The following is a 17,512-nucleotide window of genomic DNA, read 5'->3' on the forward strand; positions in this document are numbered from 1 at the left end:
TTTAGATTATTATTAATCCTTTAAGTTTATTTGGATACAACTAATGATATATAATATTAGTTATATATACAATTTGATTAAATATATAAAAATTCTATAAATACGATTATGAGTAATCAAGAGTTCTTAAACCCTAAGTTTTTAAAGTATTTTATAACTGTGGCTGATACAGGAAGTATTTTATCTGCAAGTTCGAGTTTAAATGTTGCTCAACCTTCAATTACAAGATCCGTACAAATTATTGAAAACAGTTTGAGTAAAAAATTATTTATCAGAACAAAAAAAGGAGTCACTCTAACTAAAGAAGGTGAAATTTTTTACATGAATGCAAAATCAATTTTAGCGTTCAATGATAAAGTTATAGAAAATATAAAATCTATAGAATTTGATGATAAAAGTATAAATAATGATCAAATTACTTTTGGTATTCCAAGCACCCTTACCTATTCCCATAAACAAAATATACTTTGGTTAATTAAAAAAAATAATCCTAAAGTAAGAATAAAAGTCATTGAGAGTGATAGTTTTGAAATGATTAATCTGGTTGAAAAAAATAAAATTGATTTTGCGATAAGTTGTGTCAAATTTTCAAATGATAATATTGATACAATAAATTTATATGAAGATCCGTTTTGTGTTGCCTTTTATAAAGGACACCAATTTCAAGATATCAAAGAAGTAAGTATAGATATGGTTCGAAAAGAAAAAAATTATATCTTTAGAAATACTTGTGAATTTTTTTACTATGATTATTTAAAGAATAAAGGTTGCTTCCCAGACTTTAAAGAAATCCAAAAAAATATTAAAAAAAGAAAGCAAGAAAATAGTGATAGAGATGTTGTTTTTACTGATAGTGATACAACAGCAGCCTCATGTATTAAAAGTGGTTTAGGAGTTGCAATAATTCCTGAAAGTGTAGCAATTGATCATAAACTTTTATTCACTAGAATTAATAAACCTCTAATGGGTAGAGATATTTTGTTTATTCAAAATAAAAATAATAATAAGAATATTAATACAACCAATGAAGCTTTAAAGAATGCTTTATGGTTATAACGACTGGAGATTAAAATATGAGATTATTACTAACTTTTATATTTATATTTGTATTTAATTTAAATTTTACTCATGCAGAACAAAGTGAAGAAAAAGTTCCAACTGTTACTACAAAACAGTTTAGAGATTGGACTTTGCGATGTGTTACTGAAAACAAGAAACAAAAATGTGAAATTGTACAATTTTTACAAGTTAAAAATTTAAATCTACAATTTACAGTAGTGTATTCTGAATTTTTAAATAATAAAAATGAGTTAAAAGAATTAATCAATATAATTACTCCTCTAGGTGTTAATGTTCAAAGACCTGCATCAATAAATTTTCATAAAGGGACTGCAGTTAATTTACCTTTCATAAAATGTGAAGTTGTTGGATGTATAATATCAATTTCAAATGATACTACCGATCCTGCGATAGAGAGTCTTTTTAAACAAATTAAAGAAGCAATGAAAAAATCAATCTACTTTGAAATTTTAGTTGATGGATTTAGAGAAAAGCCATTTTTAATTAAATCTTCATTACAAGGTTTTGAAGATGCACTTACTGAATTTGAAAAACAAAAAAATTAAAAATTTGTGAAAAATTTAAAAAAATACCTTGGGCTTATTTTTCTAGCGCTGTTAGTGCTAATTAAAATCCAGGATAGTAATTTTGTTAAACGAATAGAGAATATCTCATATGATATTTACCAGTCTATTTTTGAGGAAAATAGCGAGTTTAATGATGTTTTAATCGTTGATATTGACGAGAAAAGTATAGGTGAAATAGGCCAATTTCCCTGGAGAAGAGACGTTTTTGCCAACCTTGTTGAGAAATTAGAGAATTTGGAAGCATCAGTAATTTCTTTCGATATTTTTTTTAGTGAAGAAGACAAACAAAATCCTAGCAAAATATTAGGAGAACTTAATATTTCTAATGAAGGAGTATTAGACTCTGACCAATCGCTAATTACTGCAATTCAAAATTCAAATGTAATACTGCCAGTTTTAGGAGACATTTCTGTTTTTGATAAAATGAATAATTCTAAACCAAAAACAAACTTTATATCAAGAGGAGGTGATGCAGAAAACTACTTATATAATTTTAAAAATAAAATCACTTCACTTGAAGTTATAAATAATGCAGCAAAAGGTATAGGTAACATTTCATATCTTGATAATCAGGATGGTGTCTTGCGATCATTACCAATTTTACTTAAAATTGATGGTGATATCTGGCCATCACTAAGTTTAGAGACATTGAGGTTGTTACATAATAATAAAAGTATTTTAATTCAATCATCAGAAAGTGGAATAAAAACAATTAGAACCAAAAACTATAGCTTTAATACAGATCCAAACGCAATAGTTCATATCAACTATAAAAAATTTGGTAAAGATAAATACATTTCAGCTGTTGATATTTTAAATGACAAAATTAGTAAAAATATAATTAAAGATAAAATAATTTTAATTGGAAGCTCAGCACAAGGTTTATTTGATTTTGTTAAAATACCTAGTGGAAAAGTTATCCCTGGAGTTGAAACACATGCTCATGCAATTGAAAATATTATAAATAATGACTTTATAATTAAAAACTTAAAAACAGATATTATTGAAATAATTATATTATTAATTTCTTTAATCTTAGTATTAATAATACCAAAAAAAGTTAATCCAAAACTAAGTATAGTTTTTTTTGTAGGTTTATGTGTATTTCTAATAACTTCTAGCTTAGTCTTTTACCAATTTAATTATTTTATAGATATATTTTACACTACTTTAGGCTCTGCATTTCTATTTTTAGTTACTCTGTATTTTAGATATCTCCAGGAAAATGAAATAGCTATTGAAAATGAAAAAAAACAAATAGTTTTAAAAAAAGAACGAGAAATTGCTGGTGAAGTACAAAAAAAATTATTTCCAAAAGAATTTGAACAAAAAAATATTCTTTATGCAAAAAATGTTCCTGCGCGAGATGTTTCAGGTGATTACTATGATTATATAAAAATATCCGAGGATGAATTTTATTTCACATTAGCAGATGTTTCTGGCAAAGGAGTTAAGGCTGGGATACTAATGGCAAATGCTGCAGCTGTTTTTAGATCGATGGCTAAACTTAACAAAGAAGTATCTACAATTGCAAGATACATTAATAATCAAGTTGCAGACTCATCTTATCAAGGAATGTTTATAACTGCAGTTGTAGGAAAATATAATATTAAAGATAAAAAAATTGAATACATCAATCTTGGACATGAACCAATTATGGTTTATGATCAAAATTTTAATTTTGAATATTATAAATCTACTCTACCTCCACTTGGGATTATGGCTATGGATAACGATGATTTCTTTCAGACAAATGAGATAAGCTTAGTAAATAAAAATTTAGTTATTTATACTGATGGTGTTACAGAGGGATATTTAGAGAATAATCAAGAATTAGAGGCAAAAGGTGTAGAAAAGGAGATTATTAATAACAAATTTAAGTCGCCTGTATCAATTATTGAGCATTTAAGCGATATTTTAACCAAAAGAAAAGAACCATTAAGAGACGACATTACCTGTCTGATCATCTCTGGATTTTAAGAATTGTTATGAGAATACTGATCTTTCTTTTTTTTATATCTATTTCAATCACTAAGGCTCATGCAAATTTAGTTTTAAGTGAAGTTTTAAATAAACCAGAAGATCTTGAACAAGCGTTTTTATTTGTTGAGCAAGAAAAAGATAACAAAGTTAACGAAGCAATTTATGCGCTCGAAGTTTTAAAGAAAGTTTACCCAGAAAATTTAGAGATCAAAATAAAACTATTTTATCTTTATGAAAAAACTCAAAATGAGACAGAGTTAAAAAAGTTATTAAATGAGTTAAAGGAATTTGAAAATGTTCCAAGTTATATTGTAAGTAAAATAAATGAATTAATTGTTTCAGAAAATAAATCTGAGAAAGAAAATTTACAGATATCAAATGATAATTCTAAAGGAATAAAATATTCTGAAATTCTTAATAATCCAACTGATCTTGAATTAAATTTAAGATTTGCAAAGGAGCAAGAAAGTTTAGGAAATTATAAAACTGTTATTGCAACTTTAGAAAGACTGTCTGATCTATACTCTGAAAATTTAGATTTAAAATTATATTTGTTGTCAATATCGTTAAAAATAGATTCTAAAGAAAGAACAAAAGCAATTATTGATGAAATAAAACAGAGTGAAAAATTAACAGCTGATATCAGAGAGCAACTTAACTCACTAACTCAAACTTTAGAAAATCAAGAAAAACCAAGGGATGAAAACGACTGGATTAGATATGTAGATTTTGGTGTTAATCTAGCAGAAGAAAACAATGTTAATACTGTTTCAAATTCAAAAACATTATATATCAGTGATAGTTTAAGTAATTACGCTGCTGATACTATTTACGAAGATTCTTATAGTGACATCTTTATAAGAACAGGAGCTTTTAAAAAACTGTCTGATACTTCAAATTTAAGTTTAAGTTTAGGTAAAAATGTAACAAGACAAAATAGAGACAAGAATAAAGAAAATGATCTAGATTCTTTGTTTGTTAATTACAATAAACAATTCAATAAAAATTATACGTCCGCTTTCTTTTCAATGAATAACAATAATTTTGTTAATGATGCTGAAAATGTAATTTACAATGTTACTCTTGAAAACAGATACCTAACTAAACCAAACCAAAATCTATTAGTATCTTCAAATATGGGTATTACAGATTATAGAACAGATACTACTTTTAGTTCTGCAGATAATAAAAATAATACATATTATGGAATTGCAACAGGTTATGAATATTTTTTGAGCAATACCAATAATATAAAATTTAAATTAGGTATAAATCAGTATAACGCTAAGCTAGACTCTTATGGATATGAAAATAACTTTTATACTATTTCAAATTCAGGAAAAATTGGATTTTTAAATTATACAATTTCTCATTCAAATAACTCAAATAAATATGATAAATCTGACACTTTTGTAAAAAGCGATACGGTCAGAGATGATGAGATTATAACAAATAGCATTACCCTATCTGGAAATTTAGAAGATCTGATAAAGAATAACTATATAAAGAATGTTTTTTACAATCTTTCTTATTCTGATATAGAGTCGAGCTCAAATATCCTTAATTACGACTATGATAAGGAAATAATTAAATTTGGATTAACAAAAAGGATGATGTTTTGAAGAAAATATTGGCTCTAATTTTAACCCTATTTTTTATCAGTCATTCAGTTGCTGATGAAAAAATTGTTGGTGCAATTACATTATCGATTGGAAAAATTACCAATCAAAAAGGAGAAGTTTTAAAAGCTGGAGATAAAATTTTCTTTGGAGATGAAATTATTTCTGATGGAAAATCTAAATCTCAAATAATCTTTTTAGATGAAACTGTGCTTACTATTGGAGAAAAAACATCAATTACAATAGATGAATTTGTTTTTGATCCAAGTACATTAGATGGTAGCTTCTTAGCTACACTTAATGAAGGTAGTGTAAAAGTTTTAAGTGGATTAATTAATCAGAAGAACCCTGAAAAATTAGAAGTTAAGACTGCAGCAGGAACAATAGGTTCAAGAGGTACAGAGTTTCAAACAATTATAGATGAAGAAGATAATGCACAAGTATTGCTGATTGGTCCAGGAGAGGACAATACTTTAGGATTACGACCAGGTGCGGTAGAAGTTGCAAATGAACTTGGAAGTGTATTATTAGATACACCTTTTTCATTCACTCAATTATCTTTAAATCAAATTCCAACTCCTCCAGTTGAAATTACACAGGAACAATTACAACAATTCCAAAATTTTTTAGATGTTAAAGCAAATCTTGATGTTCAAGATGTAGAGAGTGCAATTAAAGAAGGTTTATTTGATGATCAACAAATAAGTGGAAATGAAATAATAGGTGAAATAGTAACCACTGCTTTGAATTTAAGTGATGGTGGATTAACTTTTGATCAAATAGCAGAAGTACTAGGTGTTGATGTTGTAGATATTATTGGTGAAGAAGGTCAAGCTGAATTTGAAAACGAGTCAGCAGAAAATCAAATTATAATGGCAAATGCTGAAGGTGGAGACGGTCTAGCTTATGTTTTACGTTATGGTGGTACAAATTTAGGTGAAACAACTTATGGTGATTTTCAAGGCATAAGTTCTGGTACTTATACTTACACAGCAAATAATGTAAATATGGCTGCAACAACTGGCACAGGATCAGGGACATTTAGTGGCCAAACAATTGTAAATTTTGCAACACAAGAAATTTCAAATACCTATTCTGGAACAATTTCTTTAGATGGAAAAGACGCAGTTGATTTTTCACATTCATTTACAGTTGATTATTCTAGTGGTGCAGCTGCAACAAGTTTGGATAACGTCAACTTAGACCAATTTAGTATTAATAATGGAACTGGAGCGACCGCTTCAGTTAATTTAAATATACCTGATGATTATGCAAATTATCAACCAGCTGACTCATTATATCTAGGAGAGGCTGCTACTAATTTTAGTAATGTTCAAATGAATGGATCATCAAATTCTCCAATTGGTTCAATCGGAAATTTAAGTTTTACTGCTACTCAATTTGTTGATGTAGGTGGAGCACATGCTAACAGTATCAATGGTCAAAGAACTGGCGTAATGCCATCAAGAAATTAGACTATCTATTGTTCCAAGATATAGGTGTAACAGTTACAGCATTTCTGCTACCAATTGCTTTAACAATCCCGACTTCTTGATTTAGAGTTGTATCTCCATAAACGAGCTTAACTTTTATTCTTCTATTACCTGGAGTGAAATCACTCGTGTCTGTATTTTGATAGTATACTTTTTCTAACTCATCTCTCCATTCCTCAATAGTAGGAACAGTATTTGCTGGAGGTGTTATTTTTAAAGGAGAATTAGAAGACCCAATAAATGTAGCTGATCTTGACCAACCTGATGTAAGTGCATTGTCTCCAGTTGTATTAATTTTAACGGTATCTTCATCGCTTATAAAAATACTGTTTTCACTTCCATCGTTATAAAAAGATATCTCAGCCCTTATGGGTCCTAATACAACTGAAATATTATTACCATCTTCTTCAATGTCAGCACCGGTGAAATCTCCAACACTTCCTCCATATCTAATTATAAATCCTTCTACATCAGAGCTGGCTTCACCGTCGCGTGTTAAAATACCAGTTGTAGACGCTGTGCTTGTTTGTTGAAATGCGAGATAATCATTTGTGTTCGCTGCTGGATGTGAGCTAATCCAGTTTGCTGCAGTAAAAGGTCCTACTCTAACACTAGCCTGACTAGACCTGGTAGAAGTTACACCGCAACTCGCTTGATTTTCTAAATTATCTCTTATGTCGTCTGCGTCATCCAAATCAATATCTAATCTCAATCTCCAAAACTCTTTATCTTTCCAAGGACCAGATGTGTATCTCCAAAATCCAGATCTATACAATCCTCCTTGACATTCATCCGTTCCATTTACCCAGGCTTGTTTATTGTTTGTTACTCCTAAATCTTCTATCGCGTCAAGATCTGCAGCTGTTGTTACATTTGCAAGATAACCTTGGATACCACATAAGTTTTGATAACTAGCTTGAAAATTTGCTTGATTGTAACTTAATTGACTATCTTTTAATTGATAATAATGTGATGCACCAGTTGGCTTTTGCACATCACCAAGTAAGACCTCTATTTCTCTAGTACCTGCAGTTGAAGCATTATGCTCAAAGTACATTGACTTAACTAAATCTAGATAATTTTGACAAGTAGCGTCTCCTGATAAAGTTACCTCTGATGTTTCGTTACCAGAAGCAGTTATGCCAATAGCTGTTAGTTCATCACTACCTGCTACAATTTTATCGCCAGTTTGTGAACCATTCTTAATTTTTACTATAGCTTTGTTTACCCTTCTATCATAAAGATTGATTACTCTTTTTGTTGCTATTCTTATAATAGGGTCTTCGTCATTTTCCATTCCTCCATATTCTATAATCAATCCTCTTATTGAGTAATCAGAATAAGAGTCGTCTGGTCCGTTATTCCAATTATGTAAATCATTCCATGTCAACTCGGCACTATCTGGAAAATGAGTACCCAACATATGTATACCATGTTCAGTATTAGCAACATTATTCGGTTCACCAGTTCCATTCCAGTTTCTAAAAGGCATACCGTCATCAAAAACTTCTCCAATTTGTTGTCCTGCTGGATTGCTTCTAGTCCAGTCACCATTATTTGCAGAAGGTGTATCTGTAGCTTTCCTTGTTGGAGCAAAAGCCAATCCTCTTCCATCCCACAAAGTTCCCTCAGGTCCAGTAGTCCACCTCCATACGTTACATTCTAGATCTGCATCACTATCATTTCCAATAGTGTCATCTATACTTCTAAAAGTATCATTAAAATATCTTTTTGAATTATTTCCTGTAATTGCTGCATTAGTTGCTAATGCAATTTTTGGATCTTTATAAAATAAAGTTAAACCTGTTTGAGATTGAGGATTATTATTTGCGCTTGAAATAGCTGTATTGCTTTTTCTATAAAACTCATTTTGAATACCTTCTAGAACCCAAATATTGGCAGAACTTGCTGTATAATTTGAAAAAGATGTTGAGTTAATGTTTTCTCTTGTGTCTAAATCTACAAGACTAAAAGTTGTATTTGATGCTACTCTGACCCTATAAAAACCAGTGTCAAGTTCTGTCATTCCATCCAATGACATTTGGTTAGGTGTGTCGTCGTCAGTAATTTTAATTATATCGTCATGAACTAGACCATGAGAACCATTAGTTGTAATTACAGCTGGATTTGCCTTTGATATAGAGGTAATGGCTCTTGAGGTTGTAGTTTGATATTTTTCTACGATATTTCTTAGATATCTTACATTTGCTGCATAAGATTGACCACCTCTATACATAGCAATATTTTCAAAATCTCTTAGTGCTCGGAAATCATCTGTTATTTGAGCTCTATTAGATCTTTGTCTAAATCCTCCACATTGATTTAAATTTGTGTTTGAGTTTTGAAGATCTGATTGTGCTATTCCACCCATCCAACCGTTTCCAACTGCTTTCTCTGTTATAATTGCATTTTCAGACTCACTCGTAATTGTTGCAAGATAACCACTTTTACCAAAATAATCTAATTGCCTTGAAAGAGAAAAAGCTTCTCCCATTCTTCTATTATTGTCGTTAAAAATATCATCATTTGAATTTCCAGATGCTCTTCTTGGAAATTCATAAAATTCGTAAAAATGATTGTAACCGTCTCTATGCTCTTCAACATGAAGAGGACCTAAGGAAAATAAAATTGTTCTTTCTCCCAAAGAAGGTGTGGATACATCGTCTGTTCCACCATCGGTTCCATCTGTTCCATCGGTTCCCTCGTTTGCAAATGGATTTTCACCATCTTCTGCATCAACTTCTTTTGAGTTAAAATATTTTACAGATTCAAATGCTTGGGTCCAAACACTTACATCTGCACATGGTGCATCAGACTCATCGCCTTCATACATCGTCCATACTTGAGGGTTGTAAATTGTTGGAGTTTGAGAAATATCTAGAGATGCTCCACCTGCAATTGATCCTCCAGAAGTATTTTTCCAAACTCGATTATTAAACCATACAAAAGCATCAGCTGAATAAGTGGTTGCAGCACTCCAATTAGCAGGTTTTCCAGAATGCACCATTGTTAAAACACCTGTGTAAGCATTCCAACCTGGATAGTCATCAGATGTATTATGATCTACTGCCGAAGAAGAAGTGTCTCCTGTGATAGCTGAAGGATAATCTTCAGCTGTTGTATCAAGTTTTAGATAATCCTCTAATATATCAGGATTTGTATCAGCATCTACATCATTTAAATCACCATCCGTATTACCATCGACTGGAGTTACATATTTGTCGGCTTCAATTGTTGCTCTTGCAACACAAAAATTATGGTCACTGTAATCAACTTCATCCGTATCATCTGTATCACCATCCTGATTAATATCATGCTCAAGACTAAAGTGATCAAATCCTCCGTACTCAACAATATACCCAGTAATACAATCTAGACCTCCAGAACTACAACCAGGAATTCTTCTTAAATCATTCCAACCACCGTCAGTCCTACTTGATCTATTTATTTCCATATCAGCATAAGGTTCTGCTGAATTGTTAGGTTCGCCACTTTGCCAATTAGTGTAAGAAACACTCATTCCCATCAAAGGGCCGGACTCGGACTGCATATTAGTGGCATTTGAAGTAGGATTTCTCCAGTCTGAATTGGATAGCCATATATAATGCTGATCACTTGCAGCATCTAATCTTGTTCCATAATAGTTTGCTCTCGTCTCACCAGCAGCAACATGGAATGGAGTAACACCTGTGCAACCTGTCTCTGTACTACTATCGCACATTACAGCATCTTTAATAAACTCATTTTCAGCAGCAGTTTCAATTGAAACTAAATATCCACGCATTCCCCCACAAGTAGATTGTTCTGCTCTTCTTTTTGCTTCCCACCAATCTACTGAGTCACCGTTGTATCCAAGATCTGATGTTACGTTTGGAGCTGTGGAGAAATATTTGTAATAATGGCCATAACTATTATCACCTGATGAAGATTTAAATTGAACTCCATCACAATCACTTCCTAATACCTCAGACCACACATCTTCGTCAAAATCTGCATTTGCTGACTTGCCATCATCTTTTTCAAGATAATACAGCTTGTCCTCATACTCTGCGCAATCACCCTCATTGTATGAAGATGAGGCTGAAAAATCTGTAAAAGTAGTTGTGTTGTTACATTGCTCCATTGCTCTTTTGTAAACATAGAAATTAGTATTAGTATTATCTTTAGTTTGAATATTAATATCTCCGTCTGTACCTAATTGACCAACATACGTGCTTAAGGGTGTTATCAGTGGTGTTCCTTCTTGACCAGTAAGGTCGTTTAAATCTTCTGAAGTTAAAGCAATTTTTCCATCTCCCAAATCTCCTTTTTGAAGAGGAGCACTAACAATTAATTCTAATGGCACTATTTGATTTTGAGGACCTTTTCCACAAGATAAGATTTTATAGTATACCAGATCTTCTGCAGGTGGAACGTTAAGTGTTGGTGCTGTATCTGTTTCAGAAGTTACTTCATAATCTACAAATTCAGTTTTCCATAAAGTTCCTTTATTTCCTATTCCATAAATTGTGGCATCATTTTTTCTATCTGCACCTCTAGATGTGTTAGAGTCTTTAGCTATATTTCCAGATCCTTCATTAAATTTGTAATAAGAAACTAGACCAGGTTCAGATCCTGATAATCTTTTTCTATAGTTGTTTGATATATCTGTTGCAGAACGAGCAATATTCCATATCCTTAATTCAGCTATGTTTCCTTTCCAAGGCAAACTTTGAATTTTCACATCGCCAGTTTGATAGTTTGATGGTGAAAAACCTGCTAAACCTTCACCTATAGCTAAAGGCCAAAAATCACCTACTGGTAAAGTCTCAGCTTGGTTTGTATAGTTTGACCCACTAACTGCATCTAAATCAAAATCGTATTCATCTGAAGCACTCATCACACCATTTTGATATATTTTAACGTTATCTGTATCAGTTCCAGAAGTCCCTCCCTCCCAGACCCAAGCAATATGAACCCACTTATCTTTTGTATTAGATGGACTACCTACTGTCGCTGTTTCACTTGCAGCAATAGTATCCTCCGCTATCCTCGGTGACCATTTATCATTTTTAACTTTAAAAGTTACATCTTCTGGTCTTCCAAATTCAAAAGCATGCATTTCGTAAGTGCTTGTTGATTGAGTATTTTTAATCCACATCTCAATGGTAAATTGACTTGTTGGAAAATCTTTAAAATTCTCAACTAATGCAAAAGATCTATCTGTGTAAGTTGTGTCTTGATCACTTCCACCTGTTGATCCCTCTGCTGAAAAGTAAATTGATCTTATCGCATCAGAATGTCTCTGAACAAAAACCTCATAAGACATATCTTGAAATTTTGCTTCATCAGATCCTAGATCTGCCTCAATTCTTTTAGCAAAATAAACATTTTCATCAGAGTTTGTAAAACCATGTCTGTTTAAACATTTATTATCAGAGTCTTCTATATGAAAGTCGTTTTGAATATCAACCAAAGAAAAACTATTAGAGTTTAATTGATCTGAAATCCATTTTTGACCTTCTTGCAAACCAGTTTCAGCAGCTAAATTTACCTGCTGCATAACTGAGTTTCTTGAAACACTTTTTAAATCGTTGTCATAATAGAAAAACATTGCTCCCGTCATTATTGATAGAGCAGAAACAACAGCGATAACAAAAACTAAAACAAATCCTTTTTCTTTATGATTTTTTAAGTTCATAATTTATTAAGAGTCACTCCATAACTGTTGTCTATCAATATAATTGTGAGAAGTTTTACATCTGTTTGAAAGCATTCCGATTGTAACATCTTCTCCATCCACAGTTACTGTTTTTTCTGCAATTTTAACAGATGGTTGAACAGATCTTTCTGGAAAATCAAAAGTAATAACTGCTTCATCTAAATTGCTTGTAAAAGGAACAGTTTGTCTTCTAAAAACTTTTTCACCTTCTTTTCCATAGATGTATCCCTCTATTGTCATAGCAGCCTTTGTTTTGTAAACAGAAATATTTTCCATTGCAGTTTCAGAGCAATCTACTCTATCAACATAAACTTTTTCTGTAGTTGCAAGCTGATTTCCTCGTAGGTCAGTTGCAATAATTCTAACTGCAAAATATTTTTTATTAGTTGGTAAATTTGCCCATCTAATATCAGAGTCATCATTTAAAACTAAATAAAATTTATCATCTTTTTGATCTATTCTAAATCTTGTTCCATGATCCACGTCTTTATCTGTGTCATCATTTGGTAATTCACCAAGATTAAATCTTACAAAATCATGTTCATCTGGCTCTTGCGCATCGTCTCCTGTTGTGGTTACATAAATTTGACCAATGACTAAATCTTTATTTGAGTCTTCTGGCATATCAAAGTTTGTCTTGTCTGTGATAACGGTTCCATCTTCCTCTTTAAAAGATACCCCAGATGGCGTTGTATTACCTATATTAAAACCAATATAAACTTTTTTAATATCAGAAATTCTAGTGTTCGATGTGTCCTCAGTTTGGACAGCGTAATAAAAAGAGTCTTCATGAGCTTCACCGTCATCAAATCCAGTTGGCAATGTGTCATACTTAAAAGAACCATCTGCATAAACATGCATTTTTCCTCCTGAAGCAGTTGTAGAAACTATTGCTCTTGCACCGCTGTAGCTTGCTTTATTTCTGGTGTCGTACATCTCACCAATATTTGGTAGTTCGCTATTGTTTGCCCAAACTGCAGTCACTGCTCTCCATGTTCCACTTAACCGACAATCCATTGTCCTATCAGAACCATCAACGTTTTGAGTTTTATAAGTAGCTGACTCAGCTAAATCACCAGCTACGGTGCCAATTTGTGCACAACTATTTGTATCTGAATTAGCGTCTACTAACACCTCCAAGTGTTCTCCCTGCGGATCATAAGATTTACTTAATAATCCATATACTCTGTTTATAGTTTTGTAATCTTCATCCATGTAATAGTATAAATTCTGTGCTTTAGGCATTGGTTTGTTAGCTGCAGTTTTTGTAGGAACATATCTTGGCAGTCTTGCAATCTGTATATTTGAATATCTATTGTCAGGTTGTGAAAAAGAGACGATTGCAACTGATCCTCTTTGAAATCTTTTAAAATTTGCTTTTTTTAAATCATCTCTATCTTGGCTTCTCCCAGGAAGAGTAACTTCTGTTGCTGTATCAGCTTCTGAAAATGGAAATGTAGATGAAGTATGATCATGCAAGGTTCCACTTGTATCGAAACGATAATCAAAAGCAGTAAATCTTTGGCTTAATGTATTGGATAGATGTGGTTTATTTTCAATATTTGCTCTAAATTTATTTGGATGAAAAGTCATGGTGATTGTGTTTTTTACACCTGTGTTTCTTCCCCAACTGCAGTTCCATCTATGTGTAGCTCCGGGGTTGTAACTTATTCTAGAAAATGATCTTCCACGGCTACTACAATTTCTAAAACCAGTATTTGTTGGTCTAGTATTATCAAATCTTGCAAATAATCTATCATAACCCAAGGTATTATAATTCATTTGTTGAGAGCTGCTTGGAGTTGACCAGCCTGTTAAATGACTCATATTTGCATGTGAAAGATATGACCCTTCTGATTTTCCACAATTTTTTGTATGGCTAAATTCATAACCTTTAAAATGATGTAAATGTATTGCTGATTGATTGCCTCTGGCTCCCCACCATGACCACAAATACATATCATAAGTCATATCTGCTGGTTCTCCCCACCAACTATTTTTCTCTGAAGCGGATAAACTATCCCATTCAGCCTTATCAATTCCTCTAAGGGAGTTTTTTAATTTTGTATCAAAATCACTACCTCCTCCTAATCTTTCATAATCAATTCCAGCACACGCTCTTATTTTTCCATCAGGCCATTTTTTTTGGACTACACTAGGTCTTTGATATCCAGCTGCAAAACCTAACATGTCATCATCCATCCAAGCGTTCATTTGTGGATTGCAATCTGGGTAACCGCCTGAACAGATCATTCCTTTCAAAACAAAAGAATCGTATTGATCAGTTGATACTAAAAATGAAGGAGATGCTAAATTTTGTTGTATATAAAAAGATCTTCCATCATCGGTTAAATCATAATTTGGTCCTCCGTTATAACTTGAAGAACCTCTGCTCTCATAGTTATCTTTACCATAAGTAAACCCTTTGGGTTCCCAGGTATGAAGATTAATATCTGAAAATTGTGGAGCTTCGAATTTCATAACTCTTATGGTGTAGTCTTTATAAGCTTCATTTTGATCTACCCAACCTTCACCATCACAATTCGTATCTAGATCAGCTTTTACTCTTATATTAAAGTCTTGATAACCATCAGAATTAAAAGAGTAACCTGTATCAGTTTTTGTTAAATCTCCTGAAATTGTAAGAGTTCCATTCCATTCACCATCATCTGCCACATTATCATTATCAAGATCATCATAACCAGAAGTTACTGATAAACCTGGTGGAATAGTTGTGTCAGCGCTAACTGTTACCAACTTTAACCTCATTTCACTATGAGTAATGTCTGGAATACCTGTTACCTCTGGTGGTTTTTCAGATCTAAAAATAATATCATCATAAGTTCTATTTAATGCAGATGTTCCGACTTTTTCACCTTGATGTAAAATTATTACATCATCATTAGTTACAAAATTAGATAACTGAATGTCTCTAGTTAAATTATTTGCGCATTGAGCTTTTAAACTACCTGTAAATTGTATTACAGGTGTCCTATTTTCATGCAAATCCTCCTCATCATAAACATAAAATGTAGATCCTCCAAAATTGAGATTTCTCATATAAGCTGAGGCGGTATAAGTTTCGGATACTTTTTCATCGACAGATTCTAATTGTACCTCAAAGTCAATGTGTTTACTTCTAAGTCTTATTTTAAATTCATCAAAAAATTGAGCAACAGGCATCCAGTCAACATCAACTACAGTATTAGAGTCGCTCTCGTCACAATTATTAGTGTTCCAAATTTTCTTCTTTAGTACTGTCTTTTCAGTTTCTGGCGAGTAAGGTATTTGTAATTCATATTTAATTAATTTTCTTCGGATAGTGCCGTCATTATCTTGTGTATCAAAACAAAATAAAACCTTTTCTCCATACTCTGTATCATCAGCTACTTCGGTTTCATCAGCATCATCATTTAACACTTTAACTGGTTCTTGAACCTCGCCAAGTGTACTATCTGGATGTTTGTAGCCAGCCATTTTACTATCATATTGTAAAGTATGCAGTGCAAATCTAGCCTCTTGTTTCATATTATTATGGTTAATTTGTCTGACAAATGTACCCTGAAAATTATTATAAATTGTGTAAGTTGCCCCCATAACGATTGTTGACACAACTACTGCTACTAATGCTTCAGTAAGAGACAATCCTTTTTGAGTAATAAATTTTTTTAAATTCATTTTAAGTTCCAGCTAAAAATAGTCTTCTAAATTTTTCTTCAATTTTGTCTTGTTTAATAATTATTGTAACTTGTTTCTTTTTGACGGTTTCATAAATATCAACTCCACCTTCTTGATCTGTAACTCCATCATTATCTTTATCAACAGGGACATCTTTTTCGATATCTTCAATCTCTAGTAATCTTTTGTCTCCAGTTTTTGCAGGACCTAAATGCTTTTTTAATAGAGCTCCCCAATTATCTAAATCGGCCAAAACCTTTTGATTGGTAATTGTTGCTTTATATGTAGTGTCTTCAAACTTTGTCATGTCTAGATCATCATATGGATCTAAACTACCTTCAGAATTAGATATAAATGTAATTGGAGCGTTTTTTGTAGCATCAGATGCCATATTTTTATTTGGTGTATCATCAGGAACATCAGATCGTTCTAATGATAAAGTAGTATTATTATCATCATCAAATGCAGTTGAATCCGTAATTTCATACTTACCACCCACTCCCTCGATTATTATTTGATCTCCATCACCTGGTAATTGAGCAAGACCCTTCACTTTCAAAGAAGCACCCGCTGTTGTATCTTCAAATACTCTTGGATTTCCATATTGCGCAGCAACAGGATTGTAAACTGCTGCAAGTTCTTCAAACATTAATTCTACTGCATAAGCAGCTTTGTCAAACTTCCTTAAATTTGCAAAATCTCTTTCTTGATAAGATTGTAATGTCATAAATACAGTTACAGCGATACCCAAAACACCAGCTGCTGTCATACCCTCAACCAAAGATACTCCCTTCTGAAGTTTGTGTTTTAAATTCATTACATTCTTTTCCCATTGTTAAAAAAACCTGTCTCGTATGTGTGTAAATAATCTTTTTTTCCTCCTGCATTTTCAGAGGCTTGTATTTCTCCTCTAGCATTTTCAGGTGAGGATCCATCAGGTAAAAAACAAAAAAAGTTATTCGAAGCAGAAACTTTTGTGCAGTTTCCAGTTGTAGATGTACATCTACTAATTGTCATATGCTCAAGTTCTTTTGTTAAATCTGTTAGCTTAGTTCCTTTGTCATTTGTGCCATCAAAATCAGAACACTTGGTGGCTGTAGATTTATGATATTCTACATTGTATCTATTCAAACCCTGTGCCTGCCAAACTTCTAAATCTGCAGTATTGTTAGAAGTATCATTTATAATTCTGATTGTATAAGCGTTTCCATCTTCAAGGGACAGTTGTCTAACGTAATTTATTTGACCTCGAATAGTTGCAAGATCACTCTCAAAATTATCTTGATCACCAAAATTATCAATTGCTGGAAAACCAACCGCGCCAATAATGGATATAATAGCTATAGTAGTCATCAACTCTAAAATACTGAAACCTTTTTCTTTAATTTTCAT

The 17,512-nt window shown here is 32.0% G+C and carries 9 protein-coding genes; 5 read left to right on the plus strand and 4 right to left on the minus strand.

Features of this window, described 5'->3' with window-relative positions; genetic code table 11:
• Positions 1 to 108: 108 nt before the first annotated feature.
• From ACTTBM_RS03010 to ACTTBM_RS03030, 5 genes are read left to right on the plus strand one after another with little or no spacing between them, the layout of a single operon-like run.
• Positions 109 to 1,056: a LysR family transcriptional regulator gene (locus ACTTBM_RS03010; protein ID WP_440634659.1), complete on the plus strand. Its 948-nt coding sequence runs from the start codon at positions 109 to 111 to the stop codon at positions 1,054 to 1,056.
• A 17-nt stretch (positions 1,057 to 1,073) separates the two neighbouring features.
• Complete coding sequence (locus tag ACTTBM_RS03015; protein ID WP_262589719.1) at positions 1,074 to 1,625, plus strand: invasion associated locus B family protein; 552 nt, start codon at positions 1,074 to 1,076, stop codon at positions 1,623 to 1,625.
• Between the two features lie 54 nt (positions 1,626 to 1,679).
• A complete protein-coding gene (locus tag ACTTBM_RS03020) occupies positions 1,680 to 3,626 on the plus strand; it encodes a CHASE2 domain-containing protein (RefSeq protein ID WP_440634660.1) in 1,947 nt (648 codons plus the stop codon).
• Between the two features lie 8 nt (positions 3,627 to 3,634).
• Positions 3,635 to 5,251: a hypothetical protein gene (locus ACTTBM_RS03025; RefSeq protein ID WP_440634661.1), complete on the plus strand. Its 1,617-nt coding sequence runs from the start codon at positions 3,635 to 3,637 to the stop codon at positions 5,249 to 5,251.
• Positions 5,248 to 6,723: a FecR family protein gene (locus tag ACTTBM_RS03030; RefSeq protein ID WP_440634662.1), complete on the plus strand. Its 1,476-nt coding sequence runs from the start codon at positions 5,248 to 5,250 to the stop codon at positions 6,721 to 6,723. The genes ACTTBM_RS03025 and ACTTBM_RS03030 overlap by 4 nt, the downstream gene beginning before the upstream one ends.
• Before the next feature lies 1 nt (position 6,724).
• Here the strand turns inward: ACTTBM_RS03030 and ACTTBM_RS03035 are convergent, their stop codons facing one another.
• From ACTTBM_RS03035 to ACTTBM_RS03050, 4 genes are read right to left on the minus strand one after another with little or no spacing between them, the layout of a single operon-like run.
• Positions 6,725 to 12,421 (minus strand): LamG-like jellyroll fold domain-containing protein, encoded by a 5,697-nt coding sequence (locus tag ACTTBM_RS03035; protein WP_440634663.1) that lies wholly within the window; start codon positions 12,419 to 12,421, stop codon positions 6,725 to 6,727.
• A gap of 6 nt (positions 12,422 to 12,427) precedes the next feature.
• Positions 12,428 to 16,120 carry a PilW family protein gene (locus ACTTBM_RS03040; RefSeq protein ID WP_440634664.1) on the minus strand — a complete coding sequence of 1,231 codons (3,693 nt, stop codon included), beginning with the start codon at positions 16,118 to 16,120 and terminating at the stop codon, positions 12,428 to 12,430.
• A 1-nt stretch (position 16,121) separates the two neighbouring features.
• Positions 16,122 to 16,937 carry a type IV pilus modification PilV family protein gene (locus tag ACTTBM_RS03045; protein ID WP_440634665.1) on the minus strand — a complete coding sequence of 272 codons (816 nt, stop codon included), beginning with the start codon at positions 16,935 to 16,937 and terminating at the stop codon, positions 16,122 to 16,124.
• Positions 16,937 to 17,512 (minus strand): pilus assembly FimT family protein, encoded by a 576-nt coding sequence (locus ACTTBM_RS03050; RefSeq protein WP_440634666.1) that lies wholly within the window; start codon positions 17,510 to 17,512, stop codon positions 16,937 to 16,939. The genes ACTTBM_RS03045 and ACTTBM_RS03050 overlap by 1 nt, the downstream gene beginning before the upstream one ends.

The organism is Candidatus Pelagibacter sp. HIMB1746 (assembly GCF_052047555.1).
Taxonomy (GTDB): Bacteria; Pseudomonadota; Alphaproteobacteria; order Pelagibacterales; family Pelagibacteraceae; genus Pelagibacter.

What these genes read in the sequence shown, in the direction of transcription:
- ACTTBM_RS03010 (WP_440634659.1), top strand. Translation starts at nt 109, where the DNA reads ATGAGTAATCAAGAGTTCTTAAACCCTAAGTTTTTAAAGTATTTTATA.
- ACTTBM_RS03015 (WP_262589719.1), top strand. Translation starts at nt 1,074, where the DNA reads ATGAGATTATTACTAACTTTTATATTTATATTTGTATTTAATTTAAAT.
- ACTTBM_RS03025 (WP_440634661.1), top strand. Translation starts at nt 3,635, where the DNA reads ATGAGAATACTGATCTTTCTTTTTTTTATATCTATTTCAATCACTAAG.
- ACTTBM_RS03035 (WP_440634663.1), bottom strand. Translation starts at nt 12,421, where the DNA reads ATGAACTTAAAAAATCATAAAGAAAAAGGATTTGTTTTAGTTTTTGTT.
- ACTTBM_RS03040 (WP_440634664.1), bottom strand. Translation starts at nt 16,120, where the DNA reads ATGAATTTAAAAAAATTTATTACTCAAAAAGGATTGTCTCTTACTGAA.
- ACTTBM_RS03045 (WP_440634665.1), bottom strand. Translation starts at nt 16,937, where the DNA reads ATGAATTTAAAACACAAACTTCAGAAGGGAGTATCTTTGGTTGAGGGT.
- ACTTBM_RS03050 (WP_440634666.1), bottom strand. Translation starts at nt 17,512, where the DNA reads ATGAAAATTAAAGAAAAAGGTTTCAGTATTTTAGAGTTGATGACTACT.